The 19,666-nt window shown below is 44.8% G+C and carries 14 protein-coding genes; 6 read left to right on the forward strand and 8 right to left on the reverse strand.

Going from position 1 to position 19,666, the window contains the following annotated elements; translation table 11 throughout:
• Nucleotides 1-384: 384 nt before the first annotated feature.
• The 3 genes from V202x_RS08555 to V202x_RS08565 all read left to right on the forward strand — a co-directional run bounded on the left by V202x_RS08555 (nucleotide 385) and on the right by V202x_RS08565 (nucleotide 4,889).
• A complete protein-coding gene (locus tag V202x_RS08555) occupies nucleotides 385-2,772 on the forward strand; it encodes a DUF1592 domain-containing protein (protein WP_145173023.1) in 2,388 nt (795 codons plus the stop codon).
• Complete coding sequence (locus V202x_RS08560) at nucleotides 2,765-4,108, forward strand: DUF1552 domain-containing protein (protein ID WP_145173025.1); 1,344 nt, start codon at nucleotides 2,765-2,767, stop codon at nucleotides 4,106-4,108. Before V202x_RS08555 ends, V202x_RS08560 begins: the two co-directional genes overlap by 8 nt.
• Nucleotides 4,109-4,211: 103 nt before the next feature.
• Complete coding sequence (locus V202x_RS08565; protein ID WP_145173027.1) at nucleotides 4,212-4,889, forward strand: hypothetical protein; 678 nt, start codon at nucleotides 4,212-4,214, stop codon at nucleotides 4,887-4,889.
• 745 nt (nucleotides 4,890-5,634) lie between these two features.
• Here V202x_RS08565 and hisB read toward each other — a convergent pair.
• From hisB to ychF, 3 genes are all read right to left on the reverse strand, one after another.
• Nucleotides 5,635-6,222, reverse strand: a complete 588-nt coding sequence (gene hisB / locus V202x_RS08570) for an imidazoleglycerol-phosphate dehydratase HisB (RefSeq protein ID WP_145173029.1) — start codon at nucleotides 6,220-6,222, stop codon at nucleotides 5,635-5,637.
• Between the two features lie 194 nt (nucleotides 6,223-6,416).
• Nucleotides 6,417-7,478, reverse strand: a complete 1,062-nt coding sequence (gene hisC / locus V202x_RS08575; RefSeq protein WP_145173031.1) for a histidinol-phosphate transaminase — start codon at nucleotides 7,476-7,478, stop codon at nucleotides 6,417-6,419.
• 161 nt (nucleotides 7,479-7,639) lie between these two features.
• On the reverse strand, nucleotides 7,640-8,731 hold the full coding sequence (ychF, locus tag V202x_RS08580; protein ID WP_145173033.1) for a redox-regulated ATPase YchF: 1,092 nt from the start codon (nucleotides 8,729-8,731) through the stop codon (nucleotides 7,640-7,642).
• A gap of 343 nt (nucleotides 8,732-9,074) precedes the next feature.
• On the opposite strand from ychF, the gene V202x_RS08585 reads away from it, so the two are divergent.
• Nucleotides 9,075-10,868 (forward strand): arylsulfatase, encoded by a 1,794-nt coding sequence (locus V202x_RS08585; protein WP_145173035.1) that lies wholly within the window; start codon nucleotides 9,075-9,077, stop codon nucleotides 10,866-10,868.
• A gap of 35 nt (nucleotides 10,869-10,903) precedes the next feature.
• Here the strand turns inward: V202x_RS08585 and V202x_RS08590 are convergent, their stop codons facing one another.
• Together V202x_RS08590 and V202x_RS08595 are read right to left on the reverse strand one after the other, a co-directional pair.
• Entirely contained in the window at nucleotides 10,904-11,725 is an 822-nt protein-coding gene (locus V202x_RS08590) for a glycosyltransferase family 2 protein (protein ID WP_145173038.1), read from the reverse strand.
• 4 nt (nucleotides 11,726-11,729) lie between these two features.
• The gene (locus V202x_RS08595; protein ID WP_145173040.1) at nucleotides 11,730-12,491 is read right to left on the reverse strand and encodes a glycosyltransferase family 2 protein; all 762 of its coding nucleotides are present in this window, start codon (nucleotides 12,489-12,491) and stop codon (nucleotides 11,730-11,732) included.
• A gap of 221 nt (nucleotides 12,492-12,712) precedes the next feature.
• On the opposite strand from V202x_RS08595, the gene V202x_RS08600 reads away from it, so the two are divergent.
• Together V202x_RS08600 and V202x_RS08605 are read left to right on the forward strand one after the other, a co-directional pair.
• Nucleotides 12,713-13,462: a protein kinase family protein gene (locus V202x_RS08600; protein ID WP_145173042.1), complete on the forward strand. Its 750-nt coding sequence runs from the start codon at nucleotides 12,713-12,715 to the stop codon at nucleotides 13,460-13,462.
• A 107-nt stretch (nucleotides 13,463-13,569) separates the two neighbouring features.
• Nucleotides 13,570-14,829: a glycosyltransferase family 87 protein gene (locus V202x_RS08605; RefSeq protein ID WP_145173045.1), complete on the forward strand. Its 1,260-nt coding sequence runs from the start codon at nucleotides 13,570-13,572 to the stop codon at nucleotides 14,827-14,829.
• 7 nt (nucleotides 14,830-14,836) lie between these two features.
• On the opposite strand, the gene waaF is transcribed toward V202x_RS08605, so the two are convergent.
• The 3 genes from waaF to V202x_RS08620 form a co-directional block, all read right to left on the reverse strand.
• The gene (gene waaF / locus V202x_RS08610; RefSeq protein WP_145173048.1) at nucleotides 14,837-15,901 is read right to left on the reverse strand and encodes a lipopolysaccharide heptosyltransferase II; all 1,065 of its coding nucleotides are present in this window, start codon (nucleotides 15,899-15,901) and stop codon (nucleotides 14,837-14,839) included.
• Complete coding sequence (locus tag V202x_RS08615; RefSeq protein ID WP_145173051.1) at nucleotides 15,898-17,442, reverse strand: PfkB family carbohydrate kinase; 1,545 nt, start codon at nucleotides 17,440-17,442, stop codon at nucleotides 15,898-15,900. The genes waaF and V202x_RS08615 overlap by 4 nt, the downstream gene beginning before the upstream one ends.
• A gap of 287 nt (nucleotides 17,443-17,729) precedes the next feature.
• On the reverse strand, nucleotides 17,730-19,118 hold the full coding sequence (locus V202x_RS08620; protein ID WP_145173055.1) for an alkaline phosphatase family protein: 1,389 nt from the start codon (nucleotides 19,116-19,118) through the stop codon (nucleotides 17,730-17,732).
• Nucleotides 19,119-19,666: the final 548 nt, after the last annotated feature.

The raw sequence follows: 19,666 nt of genomic DNA on the forward strand, positions 1-19,666 counted from the left end.
AGAACTCGAAAGGAACATTGTGTTATGAGTAAAGGATGCAGAGAGAAAAAGACCCTGTCAACGACCAGCAACCTGATAGCCTCTGGTTTCAACAAGTTCACTTCTTTAAATTGTTAATAATCTAAAATATTGAAACTCTTTTCGAGTCTATTGAGTAGAATAAGAGTAGGAAGGATTTTGTATCTTACAATTAGCCCCACAAAAGAGATCGTATGCTGAATGATCTTGCAAAATGGCCTCTGTGGAGGTTAGGCTATATGTACTAGATCCTGCCAATTAGTACCTACCTCAGTCTGACCGTGTGCCAAAACCTCGCCCACTGCTTTCGATTTTTAATAACTCGAAAGAAATCATCCTGAGTACCCACCATAAAGTCTGACTACCATGCGAATGATCGAAACCATTTTCCGATTATCTCAACCTAAGCATTTGGTGCGAATGCTCTGCGTCTTTGGTTCTTTGTTATTCGTGATGAACGCAGTTTCGGCAAACGCATCTGATATCCGTGTTGAAAAATCCAAAAAACAGTTTGAATCACAAATCAAACCGCTTCTCACGAAATACTGCCTGGATTGCCATACCGGTGAAGAAGCGGAAGCAGGTCTATCCCTCGAAAAATACACAACCCGTTCCAGCATTCTGAAACATCGGGAGGCCTGGGAAAAGATTGTTCAGCGCATTCAGATTCAATCGATGCCTCCCAAAGATGCAGGCGCACTGCCAACTGATGCAGAACGTGAAGCCATTCTTGAATGGTTTGACGAAGCTTTATACGGAATTGACTGCTCTGGTGATGTCAATCCTGGTCGTGTGACGATCAGACGGCTGAATCGAAACGAATACAATAATACGATTCGTGACCTGCTGGGTGTTGACTTCAAACCTGCCCAAAACTTCCCCTCGGATGACGTTGGTTACGGGTTTGACAATATTGGCGATGTACTCTCCTTGCCACCACTGTTGATGGAAAAATACTTAGACGCCGCAGAACAGATTTCAGAGAAAGCCATTTACGCAAACACAGCAGACAGTTTTCCCTGGACTGAAATTCCCGAGAAAAACTTTTCGAAAAAAGGGGCTGTCACTCTGAGAAAACGCAGCGCGGGATTTCATTCGCGCGGCACACTGACTGGGATCATCAATGTGAAAGAGCCTGGCAAATACGAACTCCAAATTGAAGCTGCCCAAACCCCGTCTGGAACGGAAGCAGCCAAAATGGAAGTCAAACTGAATGGTAAACTGCTAAAGACATTCCAGGTTGAAGCGAGTAGAGACGATCCTGAGAAATATACACTTCCCAAACCCCTTTCGCTTCCCAAAGGAAAACATACTCTCGCGATTTCATTTTTGAATGACTTTTATGATCCGAAAGGCCCCCCCAGAAAGCGAGATCGTAATCTGTACGTGTATAATGTCAAATATCGTGGCCCCCTCGGAAAACTGCCGACCAATTTACCTGCCTTCCATACAAAAATTATCACCTGTACTCCGGGAGCCGGACGATCCGTCAGATATTGTGCAGAACGAGTCATGCGGCGTTTTTCAGAGCGTGCGTTTCGTCGTCCTGTCTCGCGGGAGGAAATCAGGCCAATTGTAGAACTCGTCGAAGCCACCGTGAAATCCGGTAATACCTTTGAGCAAGGTATTCAGGTAGGCATTCAGGCAGTTCTGGTTTCCCCCCACTTTCTGTTCCGTATCGAAGGTATTCGAGATGTCGCCCGTTCCCGTTCGAATCAAATTCAGAATATTTCACATTACGAAATTGCAACTCGGCTTTCCTATTTTCTGTGGAGCAGTATGCCGGATGACAAATTGTTTGAATTGGCAAAGCAAGGCCGACTGAACCAACCCCGTACATTACAGGTTCAAGTCAAGCGTATGCTGAAAGACCCCAAATCGGAAGCGTTCATCAAAAACTTTGCGGGGCAGTGGTTAAATCTGCGAAATTTGGAAGACCTCTCTCCCGACCCCAGAAAATTCCGCGTCTTCAATGGTAAGTTGAAAAATGATATGCGTCGGGAAACAGAAGAATTCTTTGCTTACATCATGCGAGAAGATCGGAGTGTGATTGAATTCATTAATGCCGATTATACTTTTATGAATGAACGACTGGCGAAGTTTTATGGTAATGACCAGGTGAAAGGCGAAGCATTTCAGAAAGTTGCACTCGATAAGACAAAACGAGCAGGTTTAATCACCCAGGCAAGTATCTTGACGCTGACCTCAAACCCCGGACGGACTTCTCCCGTTAAACGCGGAAAATGGATTATGGAGACGATTCTGGGAACGCCTCCCCCTGCTCCCCCCCCGAACGTTCCCGAACTTGAGGAATCAGCGGGTTCTAAAAAGAATGCCACATTGCGGGAACAATTGGCGTTACACCGGAAAATCCCCGGATGTGCTGCCTGTCATGACCAGATGGATCCGTTAGGTCTTGGTTTTGAAAATTTTGATGCCATCGGACGGTGGCGAACTAAAGAAGGCAGAACAAAAATCGATTCTTCCGGTCAGTTGCCAAATGGTCAGTCTTTTAAGAGTCCCATCGAATTAATTGCAATTCTGGAACAGCAGAAGCAGGGATTCTGCCGATCTTTAACAGAAAAGATGCTTACCTACGCCATAGGTCGTGGTATAGAATACTATGATAAATGTGCCATTGATGAAATCACAACGAACTTTACCGCCAAAGGTTATCGCTTTTCGGCGCTCGTCACCGAAATTGCCCTGAGCGATCCCTTCCTGAAACGTCAAAGAGGTTCTCACGATGACTAATCTTCTGAAACGTCGCACATTTCTTAAAGGCATTGGAACCACGATGGCTCTGCCATTGCTGGAGATCATGCAACCCGAGCAAGGTCTTGTCTCGGCAGCAGCGGGCGCTGGGAAACCACCCGTACGAACTGCCTTCGTCTTTTTCCCCAACGGTGTGATCGGCCCTTCCTGGATGCCGCAAGCTGCCGGAAAAGGATATGAATTACCCAAGAGCTTAAAGCCACTGGCAAACATGAAATCAGACATTAATGTGATTTCAGGATTGGCACAAATTAACGCACGTGCCCTGGGTGATGGCGCGGGGGACCATGCCCGTTGTGCTTCCGTCTATCTGACAAGCGAGCACCCCACCAAAACCAGTGGTGCTGATATTAAAGCCGGCATCTCTGTTGATCAGGTTGCTGCGCAACAAGTAGGCCATCAGACGCGTCTTCCCTCTTTAGAACTTGGATTAGTGAGAGGACGCAACGCGGGGCAATGTGATTCGGGCTACAGTTGTGCTTACTCGTCTAACATATCCTGGCGGACTCCTTCCACTCCGACATCAAAGGAGATTGTTCCCAAGCTGGCTTTTGAAAGATTGTTTGGGGGAGGCGCTGAAGCAGAAAAGCAGCGCGCTCGTCATCTGAAAAATCGCAAAAGTATTTTAGACCTGGTCAAGAACGATGCCGATCAACTGAAAAAACAACTTGGCAAGAATGACCAGAGAAAAATTGACGAATACTTTTCCAGTGTACGTGAAATCGAATTACGGATTGAACGCAGCGTTGATCAGGAAAAAATCAAACCGCCGGAAATGAAACTACCTGATGGCATTCCCAGTGAGCTACAGGAACATATTCGCCTGATGTATGACTTGCTTGTGCTGGCCTTCCAAACGGACACCACACGTATCGCGACCTTCATGGTCGGTAATGCGGGCAGCAACCGAACCTATCCCATGGTAGGCGTGAATTCAGGACATCACGAGCTTTCTCACCATCGGAATGATGAAAAGAAAATCGCAGATATTCAGAAGATTGATGAATACCTTGTGTCACAGTTTGGGTATTTCCTGAATCGACTCAAGTCCACCCCCGATGGAACGAGCAACCTGCTGGATAATTCCATGATCTGTTATGGAAGTGCCATTGGTGACGGGAATCGTCATAGTCATCACGACTTGCCGATCATCCTCGCCGGTAAAGGTGGTGGTACGATCAAAACCGGTTTCCACCATAAAGTAGCCACGGAAACCCCGTTGAGTAATCTGTTTGTCTCCATGCTTGATCGTATGGGAGCCCCTGTAGATTCGTTTGGAGACAGCACCGGTCGGCTGACAGTCATTGATACTTAATCAGACTCGTATAGACTCAATGATCTATCTGCCCTACCATTCGTCCCACTGGGTAGTTTAGATCAATTAACTCGTCTCGAATGAATCAAGGCATGCACCTGGTATGGAAACCTCCCTGCATCGTCAATTGAAATCGTATTATGCACCAAATGCCGATTGCGAAGAGATTACTCTCGGTGCATATCGAATCGATGCTATAGACGGTGATCGACTCATTGAAATCCAACATGGTTCACTCGGCGCTATTCGAGACAAAGTGAAATGCCTGTTGGAAGAATATGATGTGCATGTGGTAAAGCCGATCGCAGTCCGTAAATATTTGATTAAACGTCAGAAAAAAGATGGCAAAACGCTTTCAGCCCGCTTTAGTCCCCGACGCGGATCGGTGTTTGATCTGTTTGATGATCTGGTTCATTTTACCAATGTGTTTCCGCACCCTCGTTTGACTCTGGAAGTCGCACTGACAATTCAGGAAGAGCACCGTACTGCTCGGAAGCCACGACGCTGGAAGGGAAAAGACTATCGCGTTCAAGATCGTGTTTTACGTTCCGTCGAGGAACAGATCGAATTCAAAACAGCTGCTGACCTGCTGGATTTAATTCCGGGAAAACTCCCTTCGCCTTTTCATACAAAAGATTTAGCAACTGCCGCGGGAGTTCAGCGCTGGCTGGCGCAGAAAATGGCCTACTGCTTGAGAAACACGGGAGCCATTGAACTGGTTGGCAAAGAAAAGAACGCGTTGCTCTATGAAATCGCCGATGAAAATCAGGCTGCTGCTTAAAGAAAAAGGAAACTCCCGAAAATAATAATTGTGAGCTTCAATCACAATAGATTTGACTACCAACCAACTTTCTCAAAATCCGTACAGAGCCATGAAGTCCTGGGCTGCCGCTGACACTGTTTAGGTCATATTTATTCGGCAGTCAAAATAACCCAAGTTGCCATCCGTATTGGCACAAGTGGTTTTCTCGGGAGTTTCCCTTACTGCTGATTTACAATTCCAATCCAAAACTGTATTCCATTTCAAACCATCACTGATCAACACAACCGCAAAAATGAATAGAATCTGACCGCAAATAGATGACCGCAAGGTCAAATACAAACGGAATTGATCAATCAAATCACGGAGAATGGTTGAAACACCCCTGTCTATTCTGAAGTTGTTCCCAAAAGATCAAATTCGTCAGACCAAGATGCCTATTTAGGTTTTGACTGGAAACAGTCCAAGTCGGAATGGCAATAATTAAAGTTTCAATTAGTGTGGATTGTTTAAGAGATTGTCACAAACTTTAAAACGAAAACTGCTTCAATCACTTCGACAAACCAAAGTTAATTCTCAGGTTAACTTTTCTTCACAAAGTGTCAATAAAGATCAGAGGAAAAAGCGCACGAAAAAAAAATTCGTTTTTTTCTGTCAGGAGAAGCTACCGAACATTGACACTCATAAGAGACATCAAAATGAGAAATATAAAAATAGCAATGCTGTTTTTTATCTCGATTCACACCGCGTTTCTGATCTCAGTTTCTTACAGAACACCCTTAGAAGATGGGATACCCTGTTGGCGAGGATCAACTGCCACTGCCTGTCGTAATGCACGCGCAGTTCCTTTGAAAAGTCCCTCGGCAATGTGGTGGCTGTTCGCGCCATGATGCAGTACCTGGTGAAGGTTGAGTAAACCATTAGAAGAAAATGCCTGCCAGAATTCGCGAACCAATTCCGTATCAAACAATCCAATTTTTTCGGTTGGAAAATCGACTTGATAGACAAACCAGGAACGACCACTTAGATCAAGGGCCGTCGTTACCAGTGTTTCTTCCATTGGTAGAGTCAATGAACCGTAGCGGGTAATTCCCTGCTTGTCACTCAACGCCTCAACCAGAGTTTTACCCAGACAGATGCCGACATCCTCTACTGTATGATGATAATCGACATCCAGGTCGCCGTCGGCTTTAATGGTTAAATCTAAGAGTGCATGCCGAGCCAACAAAGTCAGCATATGATCAAAGAAACCAATGCCTGTTTGTATGTCCGACTTTCCACTACCATCTAACTCCAAAGTCAATTCGATCTGGGTTTCGGCGGTTTCGCGTTTGATAGATGCGTTGCGACTCATCTTAAGGAACTCTTATCTAATAGGTCAAAGTAGTTTGTTTCTCTAATCTTACAGCCCGGTTGTTGATTCACAAAAACGCATCGAGGTTCCAGATTGACTTGCGAACAATTCGAACGATACTTAACGGTGTGAATTGCATAACCGATTTAATCGTAACTGAGCAGATGTGAGAATAAGCTTGCTTTAACAATTATTCAGCCGATTTCCCGCAAGGCGTCTATCACCTGCTGTAACTCGTCATTAGTGCCCACAGTAATTCTAAGCCCGTCCCGAGTCCCTTCTTGTAGTGGAAACTTCATATAACGCACCAATATTTTGCGCTGCTTTAATTCCTGATAGCGACGCTCATGTTCTCCGTCTGGATGAGTACACCAGACAAAGTTGGTTTGGCTTTCTACGGTTTCAAAACCGAGGCCTCTGACTTCGGAGATAAAATGAGTGCGTGAAGCACGAATTTGATCCGTGTTGGCCTGCATCCACTTCTGATCCTTGAGTGCAGCCGTCGCAGCAGCCAAGGAAAGTGTATTACAGTTATAACTGTCTTTCACTTTTCTCATGCCTTTAATCAGATCGGGATGGGCGACTGCAAAACCAAATCGTATCCCCGCCAGACTATAAGATTTACTTAAAGTGCGGGTGACAACGATTTTGTCTCCCGAATTTGATTTCAATAACTCACACTGATGTGGTGAGTCACAAAAATCACCGTAGGCTTCATCCAGTACGAGAACTCCCTGCGAAGGAATCAACTCTAGAATCTCAGAATCTTGCCAGCGATTTCCGGATGGAGCATTAGGATTGGGCACAAATAGAATTTTACTCTTTGCTGCCTTTTCACTTGCATTGGCAGGCCAGCTCCAATTCGAATTGAGTTGAATGTTTTGAAACTGTGCTCCTTGAATTTCAGCCAAGGTTTCATAAAGGGTGTAGCTGGGATAAGGCGCCGACACGATTTCATTGGGATCGACAAAAGTTCGCATCAGGATGGTTAAAATTTCATCACTGCCGTTGCCGGGAAGAATCCAGTCGGCATCGACATGAAACAGTTCAGAGGCAACTTCTCGAAATTCCGTTGCAAGTGGATCGGGATACACATTCAAACGACCAGTGAGAACCTGTTGCACTGCTTCCAAGACAAGTGGTGAAGGCGGGTAGGCATTTTCGTTTGTGTTGAGTTTGACCCAACCTGGCTCCTGAGGTTGCTCTCCCGGAGTGTAACCTGCCATCTGTTGAACTTGGGAACGAAACAGACTCATAATCTTGATCTCAAAAAAATCTGAAAGTAATAATCCAAAAGGAGCTGTACTGGAATTTGCAAATCGAACCTGATTTAAGACAATTCAATTCAGAAACAAGTTCTCGAAAAAATGCTGCAAGTTCCTGTTTAGCACAATTTATCGAAAATACTGTCTCTGAATTAAACGTTAAACAAGAAATGACAGATATCACCATCCTGCATTACATACTCTTTACCTTCCACCCTGAGTTTACCGGCTTCTCGGATCGCTTTCTCAGACTCATACTCTTCGAGATCAGCTACGGAGAAGATTTCTGCACGAATAAACCCTCGTTCGAAATCGGAATGAATCACTCCCGCGGCTTGAGGGCCAGTTGCACCAATGGGAATCGTCCAGGCGCGAATCTCTTTGACACCCGCGGTAAAATAACTTTGCAATCCTAGTGTGTGGTAAGCAGCTCGAGCTACAACGGCCAATGCTGGTTCCTGCAACCCCACGCTTTCGAGCATCTCCTTTCGATCTGCTTCATCCAGTTCTGCGATTTCCGATTCCAGACGACCACAGACGGGAACGACATCGCCTCCCTCTTTCGCAGCACGTTCGCGAACCTGTTGTACCAATGCTCCTTCGCCATTGACATCATCTTCATCGACATTTGCCAGATACAAGACCGGTTTGGCCGTTAAAAATTGATACCCTTTTAAGATTTTCTGTTGTTCCGGGTCATCGAATTCCAGGCCACGAATCGGCTGATCATTCTCTAGCCGAGCAGAGCACGCTTCCAAAACAACCAACCGCGACTTAGCTTCTGCATTCCCCGATCGCGCTGTTTTTGTTGCTTTTTCTTTGGCAGATTCGACTGTCTGTAAATCTGCCAACATCAATTCCATATCGATGGTTTCAATATCACTGATTGGATCGACTTTGCCTTCTACATGAATGACGTCACTATCCTCAAAACAGCGAACGACGTGCAAAATCGCATCGACATTTCGAATATGTGAGAGGAATTTATTCCCCAGGCCCTCTCCTTCCGAAGCACCACGTACAATACCAGCAATATCTACCAGCCTTAAAATCGCGGGAATGACTTTATCAGTGGAAATAAAGCCATGGATAATGTCCAGTCGGGGGTCTGGTACGTTGACGATCCCCACATTGGGTTCAATCGTACAGAAGGGATAATTTTCGCTTGCGATTCCTGCAGCAGTTAACGCATTAAACAACGTCGATTTACCTACATTTGGCAGGCCAACAATACCAGCTTCCATAGCTCTTTTCAGTAATTATTATTGATTCTCATGTAAACAGAGCCCAGTCGATCATTCTATGATGCTCAGGGCCACTTTCATTGTGGCTCATCATAGCGTAGTCAGGAATTAAAGGGAAATGATCGACTCAGCTCTCATTTCTTTTCGAATTTATCTGAGAATAGAAACAAAGAACCCCAACAAAACTCCAGTACTCCAGTAAGAGTGGTATAAATCTAAGGCATATTAAAATATTGCTACCCTTCCCCCAATCAGATAGTTAAACTTAATGGATCATTTTCCTTTTGGAAATCGATTTATATCTGAAATACAGCCCAGGCGAATACACTATGATGAGTAGGTTATGCGATCAATTCTGTACCTTTTGACTTTCATCTCGACCCTATTGGTCTCATTGACCAACTGCCTCGCAGACGATCCAGCACTTGTGAAACCCAATATTGTTCTGGTCATCACTGACGATCAGGGATACGGGGATATTGCCGCGCATGGCAATGCGAAGATCAAAACTCCTCATCTGGATCAGCTCTATCAAAAGAGTCTGCGATTAACGAATTTCCATGTGGACCCTACATGTGCACCCACACGATCTGCGCTGATGACCGGCCGCTATTCATCGCGTACCGGAGTCTGGCATACTATCATGGGGCGTTCTCTGATGGACACCAATGAAGTCACGCTGGCAGAAGTGCTGAAGAGCAATGGTTATCAAACCGGCTTATTTGGAAAATGGCATCTGGGTGATAATTATCCATTGCGACCACAGGACCAGGGGTTTGATACGGTTGTACAACATGGAGGCGGCGGTGTCGGACAGACTCCCGACCATTGGCAAAACGATTATTTCGACGATACCTATCTCCGCAAAGGCAACCCGGAAAAATTCCAGGGCTATTGTACTGACATCTGGTTTGATGAAGCCTTGAAGTTTATCGACGCAAATAAATCGAAGCCATTTTTTGCTTACATTTCTACGAATGCACCTCACAGCCCCTATCTGGTTGATGAAAAATATAGTGCCCCTTATACCGCACAAGGCATTCCCGGAAATATGGCTCCCTTTTATGGAATGATTACGAATATTGACGATAACATCGGTCGTTTACTTAATCGACTGAAAGAACGGGGCCTCGAAGAAAATACCATCTTGATCTTTATGACGGATAATGGAACAGCCGCCGGAGTCCATCGTCCGAAACCCAAAGATCTTTCCAAAAAACAACAACGTCGGCTCTCCAGAGGCAAACCAATTGTTCTCGACACCTGGCTCGGTTACAACGCAGGTATGCGCGGTACAAAAGGCTCTGAATATGATGGTGGCCACCGGGTTCCCTGTTATTTCTATTGGCCTCAGGGAAAATTTTCTGGTGGACGTGATATTAACCAACTCACTGCACACATCGATATCCTCCCTACACTGGCGGAACTTTGTAATCTGACTATCTCCAGTGAATTGAAACTGGATGGTACCAGCCTGGTCCCTATTCTAAATGGTAGTAAAGACGAGTTGCGAAAACGCACATTGCTCGTTCACTCTCAACGAATTGAATCTCCCGAAAAATGGAGAAAAAGTTCTGTCATGAGTGAACGTTGGAGATTGGTCAATGAAAAAGAACTCTACGATATTCAGGCTGATCCCGGACAAACCAAAAACGTCGCCGCTGATTATCCAGGTGTTGTAAAATATCTTACCGCTGAATATGAAAAATGGTGGAGTAGTTTGACTCCCACGTTTGATCGTTATGTCGCAATTGGTATTGGATCAAAATTTGAAAACCCCTCACATCTGACTTGTCATGATTGGCACGCTCCCATTAATCAAGTCCCCTGGAACCATCGATTGATTGCCAAGAATCCCGTAGCCAATGGGTTCTGGATTGTTGATGTAAACGAACCAGGCACCTATGAAATCACACTCCGCTGTCGTCCTGAATTGGCATATCACCCGTTGAAAAAAGGTATTGCCCGTATTCGATTGGGAGACCAGAAACAGGAACAAAAAGTGTCGGAAGGAGATCTTTCGACGACTTTTACATTGAAACTTTCACGAGGGCAAAAAAAACTACAAACCTGGCTGGATGAAGGCAATGGTGTTTCACGCGGCGCCTTCTTCGTAGAAATTTTCCGCAAAGAATGATTACTGAAATCGCTTTGAATACATTTTTTGTTTAGTCAGGCAGACGAAGCCTGTTCAATACCAACCCGGGCCTGGATGCGATCTGTCTCAATCAATTGCTGTAAACGCCTTTGATTCTCTTCTAACTGATCACGAGAGTTTTCAGAATGCCATAAGTGGAAGACCGACGCAGCGAAACGTGCATCTTTGTGATAGATCCCATTTCTAATGAGTCGTAATACCAAATCAGAGTCTTCCATTCCCCAACCTGTGTAATCTTCATCAAATCCATTGATCGCCAGCAGATCTTCCTTCCAAACCGAAAGATTACAGGTTTTTGCCCCTTCCCACTGTCGGGCCAAACGTCGCCGATACCAACGCCCAAGTGGAACTCGAAATAATGGTGAGACACGATTGATCTGTTTGCGTTGGCGCGCACGAAACCATTGCTTCAGACTCCACGTGGAGACTGGCGTCTTTTGCTGAAGAATCTCTTTTGAGAAATTCTGTGAGAGCAAGATTCGATTTCCTGATAAAAACCATCCCTGCTCTGCTAGACTGTTATGTTGCTGTAAAAACGAGGGAGTAGGGATACAATCCCCGTCTGTGAATACAATGTAGTCCGCTTGAGAACTTTGAATTGCTCTGTTTCGAATGGCACCTGCTCGAAATCCCTGGTCTGCATGCCAGACATGTTTTACTGGGAAAGAGGCTTGTTCACGAAACACATCTATAATCGCCTTGGTTTCATCCGTTGATCCATCATCGGCAATGATCAATTCGTCGGGAGGTCGCTGTTGAGCGAGATATCCTGTTAAGACTGCGTCCAATGCTTCGGGCCAATTATAAGTCGTAATAATTACAGCTAACTCAGCCATCGCTTTAACGGATTTCTTCCTGATTTTCGCGGTTGATGACCATCAATTTCAAATAACGATAATAGGTCCCTTCTGCATTCGAGATAGCCAGCATAAATCCCTCTTTTCCATCAAGAAAACCGGCACGTAAAAAGTACGTTCTGATAAATGTCCACAGACCATGCAGAATTGCTTTTGTGAGCCCCGATTGTTGTTTTTCTTCAGCCAGCATTTTCGCTCCGGCAGTTGAGTACGAATTCATCGTATTCAATATCTGTTCCACAGTCAGCAATGACTCATGAATGATCGGCTCTTTCAGTTTTCCGGTTTTTCCATCCACGACAATCCGCTCATGAACCAGATCATCACTGAAGCGTGCTTTTCCCCTGCGAAAGAGCCGCACGACACGGTCCGGCCACCAACCACTATGTTTCATATAGCGGCCACAATAATTAGAGCGGCGAGGCATTGTATAGGCATCATAGCGACCGGAGACCTGAATGATGCGTTTGATCTCTGTTTGTAAGTCGTAAGAAATGCGCTCATCTGCATCGATTGAAAGTACCCAATCCTTTGTGGCGTATTCTAATGCGCGATTTTTTTGCGGGCCAAATCCCGGCCAGTCTGTCTCATAGACTTTGTCTGTAAATTCCTTGCAAATCGCAAGCGTCTGATCTGTGCTTCCGGAATCCAGTACAATGATTTCATCCGCCCAGATAACCGAAGTCAAACACTCCCGAATTGAAGACTCTTCGTTTTTTACAATGACAATAATCGATAACGACATAAAGCTGACTTTTTCTTCTGACTATTCTATTAAACAACGGATCATAGAATATTCGAACATTTTTCGAGATTGTCAACCGAGTATGATCCTGTTAAAAAAGGATACTTGATTGATTTTAAACGATTATTATCCAACGCACTAATTCTAATAAAGATTGCCAAGAGTTTGGCAGGATTCTGCCGCTCCGAAAAGAGCAATCACCAAAATCATGAAAAGCCCCGGTGAAATTGTCTGATTTTCATTCCGAAACGAATTCCTACTTCAAATTATTCGATGACAGTGCCACTTATACGAAAATTCGCTGTCTTAAAGAAGAAGACTTACGTTCCGTATGGTTGATTGATATTCCTAGACGCGGTTTAACAACACTCAAGTGCTGGCCTATTACCTGGGAGCTGCGCTGGAAATCGATTTTCAAACAATCTCAACCGCAACGACAAATTTCAGGTGCCTGGAAATTATTAGCCGTGGGTGTGAATACACCACAACCGGTAACTCCCGTTTATCGTTCGAATCAATATTTCCAATTGGAAATGCCTTTTATCGAAGGCTCAACTGCGTTTGAAGTTCTAAAACGTAATCCCGGTTCCTTAAACGCTGAACTGTATCATATTGCGAGAGAACTAGGCTCAATAGTTCGCCGTCTCGCGGTATCCCATCTACGTCATCGAGATCTCAAGCTGGAAAATGTGGTCGTTAAATCAGCCAATGCATCTCAGACACAGCCCACATTATGGCTCATTGACCCTGTGGGAATTCGCTTTTGTGTTTCTCCCCTGCAGGCAATCGTCTGCATGCTTGATCGCCTGGCAATTCAACCCATCAACGAGGGAATCCCCTTACCGCTTTCGCTATGCATCATTTGTACACGTTCAGCGACTCGATTCTACTCTCTCAAGAAACGCAGACTCTTTTTTCGGATGCTACGTAAACAACTCAACAAATCTCTGCATCCGATGGGAACAAAATGATTGATCTTGCCCCGATCAGCTAAAAGAAATAAAAGCTCTTTTTGTGTTTATTCTGCTGAAAGAACCACCTGACTTTCCCCGTAAGGCAACCATTCCCCAGGTCTGGCATGAATCCATTCTCGCAAAATCCATTGTATTCTCAATCTCCTCTTATCGAAGAGATGTCAGGAGCCATCTGGCTTAAAAGGGCATTGATTTTGTGGGGAATCCTCTGGATTGCTGTCAGCGTAAAATTTATCGTTCAACCAGAGAAAAAATCTGTTTATCCCTGCTTTGCAGACTCTTCTATCAACTGGTGGGCAGATCGCAGTCTCTACGATAATGAACATCAACAAACGGGCTTTCGATATAGTCCGACATTTGCCCTCGCCTTCACACCTTTCGCCGTACTGCCTGCAACTATCGGCGGCATCCTTTGGTCTGCACTGAATATCGCCTTACTTGTATATGCACTGCGGTTATTGGTGAAAGAAGTCTTTCCAGGTAGCTGGCCGAAATGGCAGGAAGCCTGTTTTCTGACTCTGAGTTTAGCTGGATGCACGCGCGCCATCTGGTCTGCTCAAAGCAATTCACTTGTGTTTGCATTGGCGGTCCTCGCTGTGGTGTCCATTAAGAAAGAGCGCTGGTGGGTCGCTTCCATTATTCTAGCGACAGCAGTACATATTAAACTCTGGCCAGCCGCACTCGCGTTATTATTAATAGCCCGGTTTCCCAAGCAATTGATGGGACGATTTGCAACAGCTTGTGTGCTCTTGATCTTCCCCCCTTTCTTAACGCGTCCTTTTCCAGTTGTCATTCAACAGTACCAAGACTGGTACACTCTGTTAACAGGCCCTTACCGTACACTCAGACAAGCAGGATTGCGCGACGCTTATACAATTGCCGAACAGTTTGGTACGTACGTAGATGATCGTGTCTATACTCTCTTACAATTGGGAATGGCGGGACTAGCATTATTGTGGTGCCTCAGACTTGCCAAGATATCAAATTCCAATCAAACCTATTTCACAGGTGTTCTCACTACCTGGGTTTGCTGGCAATTACTGGTTGGCCCAGGAACTGAAAGGCTGACCTTTTTACTGGCTGCTCCCATCGTAAGCTGGGTGTTGATTGTAAGCGTAAAAGAGCATTGCCATCCCGTGCTGGCAACTATCGCCTGGCTCATGCTGATTCCACTGGGAACCGGTGGTATGGAACGCCTGCTTCTACCACTCGCCTCCTGGTCCCCTGCGATCTTACCGTTAGGGATCATACCTCTCATGGCGTGGCAGTTTATTTACATCGAAAGTCGGGCTCATAAAGACCTGACCAACCAAATTACCGAACAAGATGATTTTCAGAAGCAACAAACTTCGTTCGCAGCCTGAGCTTATTTCAGGCCGCGTTTGTGCTCGATTGATTTAACAAGGAAACGACCGCCTGAAAAACCTGATTGGCTCCAAGATCTTTCATACAACGATGGTGACCTAAAGGACAAACCCGTTGCTGGCAAGGACCGCAGTCTAAATCGAGCTGTAAATGCTTACCATGTTCATAAAATGTTTCGCTCCATAAAATATGGGTCGGTCCAAACAGTGTGACTACTGGTACCTGAAAAGGCGCTGCGAAATGGCGTGGACCTGAATCGGTCGTCACTAACAACTCGGCTTGTCGAATGGCGGCTTTAGTCAGTCCCAGATGGGGTGGCTCAGCTGCCAGGGAAGCCACCATGGGGTGTTTAGCCTGCTTCACAATCTCGAGGGCCTCTGCTTTTTCGGCAGGTCCACAGACGACTAATACAGACCGTTTCAATTCCATAGCTATCCGCCGCGCTAACTCTGCAAAATGAGCAGTCGGCCAATGCTTAGCTGCACCAAAAGCACCTCCTGGATTGAGGCAAATCATAGGAAGACTTTTGAATTCAGGAGATTGCTTATCCAGAAACAATTGCCAGCGTTTTTGTTCGGCAGCCGTCACTGAAAGTGACATCGATCGGGATAAAGGCAATGGTACTTTCGCCTCTTCCTGACTTCTTTCAATCAAGTAAGTAGCAATACGTAAATATTCATCAATCGCAGGATGTGGTTCTGATCTATTTTTCATTGGAATTGGATCTGTCAATAACCAATGACGACTATCACGACTAATACCAATCCGCCGCGGAATGCCTGCTAAAAATGACATCCAGGCACTTCGAAAAGAATTAGGGAAAAGAACCGCTACATCAAACCGTTCACGCCGTAACTGATTGAGAAAACGGACTTGTGGAACGAGCTTTTGCTTGGTCTCCCAAGCGATCTTACGATCAACAAAGTCAAGACCTTCCAATACATCGGCAACATAGGGTTTCTGAATCGTAACGATTTCTGAACCAGTAAATTGCTGACGAATTGCTCGCAAAGCCGGTGTTGCCATTACGGCATCACCGATCCAATTCGGTAAAAAAATGGCTATTTTCATCCGGCTTTTCGTTTCGGAGGTTCAATAGGTCGTATTAATGCAGACTCAACAGTATCACTATCTTGATTCCTACGGATCGTTCCCAAGATCTCTGTAGTCGAAATGCCAGGAGTCATTCCAAGAGCCCTGACTTCGCCTCCATAAGACTCTACGATCTCCCAACCAACGATTTCTTCTTTCTCGTAGGTTCCCCCTTTGACCAACAAATTCGGTTTGAGTTGCCGAAGTAATTCACAAGGTGTCGTCTCTTCAAAAATCACGACATAATCGATTCCTTCTAAGGCTGCTAACATAGAAGCACGATGGGCTTGTCCAAATATAGGACGATCTGGACCTTTCTCTAAAGACCGTACACTCTCGTCACTATTCACAGCAACAATCAGACAATCTCCTTCAGCGGCTGCCTGCTCCAGATAAGTCACATGCCCTACATGCATCACATCAAAACAGCCATTAGTCAAAACTACTTTCTGTCCCAACTTTTGACGCGCCATGACATGCCGTTTAAGCTCTTCTAATGGCAAAACTTTTTCACTTGTAACACGCGCTCCCATTAGCAGATCAGCAAGCATTTCTTCACGGCTAATCGTGACCACACCAATCTGTTCTACCTCCAGACCTCCGGCTACATTTGCGAGACGCGCCAGGTCAACGGGATTGATTCCGGCAGCACTTCCGACACCGATCGTTGCCAGTACCATGTCACCAGCGCCGGTGATATCATAGACTTCCCGTTTGCGTGTTGGCAGAAGTTCTGTCAAGCCGTTGGCCTGAGTTAATGCGATGCCGTCGCTGTCAAGAGTGACAAAAGCATAATCCAAATTTAGCTCATGGCATAATTGTTTTCCGGCCCGGAACGCGTCATCGCACGACTTGACATCAAAACCAACTGCCCGTGATGATTCCAATCGATTGGGAGTAATCGCAGTTGCACCGGAGTAGATCTGGTAATCGCGTCCAGGACAAGGATCAACGATCACAGGCACTTCAAGCCTTCTTGCTTCTTCTAACACACAAGCTAATACTTCGGGAGTACAGACCCCCTTTGCATAATCACTCACCAAAATTGCCTGATGATCCGATATCATCGGCAGTACTAAGTTGAGTAATGATTCTGACGTTGGTTGATCAAGTGGAGTCGTCTCTTCGCGATCCACACGAAGGATTTGATGAGGATGCCTCTGCTGAGCACGACCCATAAAACGCTGTTTCACCGTAGTCGGTCGACTGGCATCTAGAATCATTGGCGAGCAATTAACGCCTTTTTCACTGAGAGCCTCCCTGACAGCCATACCATCGAAATCGTTCCCGACCACTCCTGCCATGGTCACTTGAGATTCGAGGCCGATCAGCATATTAGCAACGTTCGCCGCGCCGCCCAGCCGAACCTCCTGAGTATCTTCCCGTAACAGGATGACAGGCGCTTCCTGACTGATACGTTCGGCATTACCCCAAATGTACCGATCCAGAATTAAATCTCCCAAGACGAGTATCTTAGGATTCCCTAATTTTTGAATTGTATTGATTAAATGGTAAGACATAAATCTGGCATTTCGATGTTGTTGTAAATCCAATTCAGACAATGTGATTTGAGGTCATCACAAGCTGCGGAATCATCATCAGAATTCACTTTTGAGTCAATGCCGATTCTGTAAAATTAGGTAACCTACTAATAATGGGGTCAAACATTTCTTAACTACTCAAAGAACCCCTTACCTGCGCAATTAAGTCTACCCATGTCGTTTTACCTACTTGAGATCTTGCAAGATCGTATGAGAAGATGAAGATAGTATCTCGGCTAAGAAAAGCTCGGCGCTTTGAGAGTAAATTAGTTCCCAAACTGTAATTCTAGTAACATATTCTTAACAGCCGTCATAGGAATCTCATCTCGTTCTATCGATTGTGAAGAGCAGATAAAAACAGGTGATTCGGCCTCTTCTCTTCCGGGTGAAGGTAATCTTCCATGACTCCCTTTGACGAGGCGCGCATCTAAACTTGTTAGATCCATGTAGTAACGAAAGCCTAACATTTTTTTGGCTAAACGATTTGCGATTCTTAATTTTGGAAACCTTATTTGGGGATCAACAAATAGTTCGACCGGGTCATATCCCGGCTTACGATGGATATCAACAGTTCGTGCATAATCAGGGGCAACTCGATCATCCAGCCAGAAATAGTAGGTAAACCAAGACCCTGGAGCCGCTACTACTACGAGTTCACCCGATCGTTCATGGTCGATTCCAAATTCTGCTTGTTGCCTTTGATCAAGGACCATTTCAATACCGTCCACTTTTTCGAGCGCGGATTTGATCTCAGTAATCTGAGCGGAATTTTGAATGTAAACATGAGCAATTTGATGATCGGCTACAGCAAATGCATTCGAAGCTCCGCAGTCGAGTGTTTCCCAACCTAATGCCTCTTTGCGAACCTGTAACCATCCATGTTCTCGCAAAATACGATTGATGTGTACTGGCTTTGAAACATTCGTGATCGTATATTCCGAAAGTACAACAACATCTGCGCCTTTATTCTGAGCGACTTCAATCAGTCTACCCGCTTCTCGATCAATGTCTCTTATATCTTGATCAATGGCCGGATCACTCGCCCCGAGACGTTGTAGGTTGTAATCAAGGTGAGGCAGATACACTAAGGTAAGGCTGGGTTTCTTCTCCTGAAAGACTTTGATTGAAGCGTCTACGATCCAACTGGAACTCGAGATATCAGCGCCAGGCCCCCAGAATTTCAGTAAAGGAAAGACACCCAGTTCTGATTGCAATTCGTCTTTCAGACTTTCAGGTTGGCTATAAGAATCGAACACTTTTCTTCCATCAGCCGGATAACTGGGACGAGGTGTGACTGACCAATCTACAGGAGCATACATGTTATACCACCAAAATAGTTTCGCAGTGGTATAAGCTGGATCCCTTTGTTTGGCTGCTTCATAAACTGTCTCACCATGAACCAGCTTATTTGACTGTTTCCAGAACATGACTTCGGCCAATTCATGGAAATACCAGCCATTGGCCACAATTCCATGCTCACGAGGCATTAGTCCAGTCAATAGCGTAGACTGAGCGGAACAAGTCACGGCAGGCAGTACAGTACCCATTGGCCTGGAAAACCCTAGATTTGCAAGACGCATTAAGTTTGGGGTTTTATCGCCTAACATTTCATGTGTTAAGCCAACAACATTAATGACAACCAGAGGTTTAAGCATAGGGATTTTCAATAACCGAAAGTACTAAAATTAAAAGACTTATGTAACTATTTAGCATCTCAATCTTAATAAAGATTTAAAAAGAATGGAAGCAGATTACGGTTCATCAACCGATCAGAGATTCGACATGTAGATCAAGAGTTTTGAAATAGACAGTTAGATTTTGAAAAACAACACGTCTAAGACGAAAACCAAGGTGTGTCAATTTTTAAAGTAAACAAACGAAAATTCTAAGTCATTTGGACTACTTATGTTGATGCTTTATTGAGCTATCATAAATGAGTGATGGTGACTCATGTCATTATTATATAAAACTTTAGAACAAAAGACCAAAATTAGATTTCTGTAACGTTTCTGAAATACAACGTAAACTGATAATTGTTTTTAAAGAGATAACTCTTTATCTCAGTAGATTCATGTTGACTACTCATGCTATCCATTTTAGCTTATTTAACATTAATGAAGTAATTCGGACATTTCATATTATCAAAAAAGATTAAGTATCTGCATTTGTAATAAATTGTAAGAACATTGATAATATTTGCGGC

The organism is Gimesia aquarii (genome assembly GCF_007748175.1).
Taxonomy (GTDB): Bacteria; Planctomycetota; Planctomycetia; order Planctomycetales; family Planctomycetaceae; genus Gimesia; species Gimesia aquarii_A.

Coding starts and splice junctions, on each gene's coding strand:
- V202x_RS08555 (WP_145173023.1), top strand. CDS start 385: ATGCGAATGATCGAAACCATTTTCCGATTATCTCAACCTAAGCATTTG.
- V202x_RS08560 (WP_145173025.1), top strand. CDS start 2,765: ATGACTAATCTTCTGAAACGTCGCACATTTCTTAAAGGCATTGGAACC.
- V202x_RS08565 (WP_145173027.1), top strand. CDS start 4,212: ATGGAAACCTCCCTGCATCGTCAATTGAAATCGTATTATGCACCAAAT.
- hisB (WP_145173029.1), bottom strand. CDS start 6,222: ATGAGTCGCAACGCATCTATCAAACGCGAAACCGCCGAAACCCAGATC.
- hisC (WP_145173031.1), bottom strand. CDS start 7,478: ATGAGTCTGTTTCGTTCCCAAGTTCAACAGATGGCAGGTTACACTCCG.
- ychF (WP_145173033.1), bottom strand. CDS start 8,731: ATGGAAGCTGGTATTGTTGGCCTGCCAAATGTAGGTAAATCGACGTTG.
- V202x_RS08585 (WP_145173035.1), top strand. CDS start 9,075: ATGCGATCAATTCTGTACCTTTTGACTTTCATCTCGACCCTATTGGTC.
- V202x_RS08590 (WP_145173038.1), bottom strand. CDS start 11,725: ATGGCTGAGTTAGCTGTAATTATTACGACTTATAATTGGCCCGAAGCA.
- V202x_RS08595 (WP_145173040.1), bottom strand. CDS start 12,491: ATGTCGTTATCGATTATTGTCATTGTAAAAAACGAAGAGTCTTCAATT.
- V202x_RS08605 (WP_145173045.1), top strand. CDS start 13,570: ATGAATCCATTCTCGCAAAATCCATTGTATTCTCAATCTCCTCTTATC.
- waaF (WP_145173048.1), bottom strand. CDS start 15,901: ATGAAAATAGCCATTTTTTTACCGAATTGGATCGGTGATGCCGTAATG.
- V202x_RS08615 (WP_145173051.1), bottom strand. CDS start 17,442: ATGTCTTACCATTTAATCAATACAATTCAAAAATTAGGGAATCCTAAG.
- V202x_RS08620 (WP_145173055.1), bottom strand. CDS start 19,118: ATGCTTAAACCTCTGGTTGTCATTAATGTTGTTGGCTTAACACATGAA.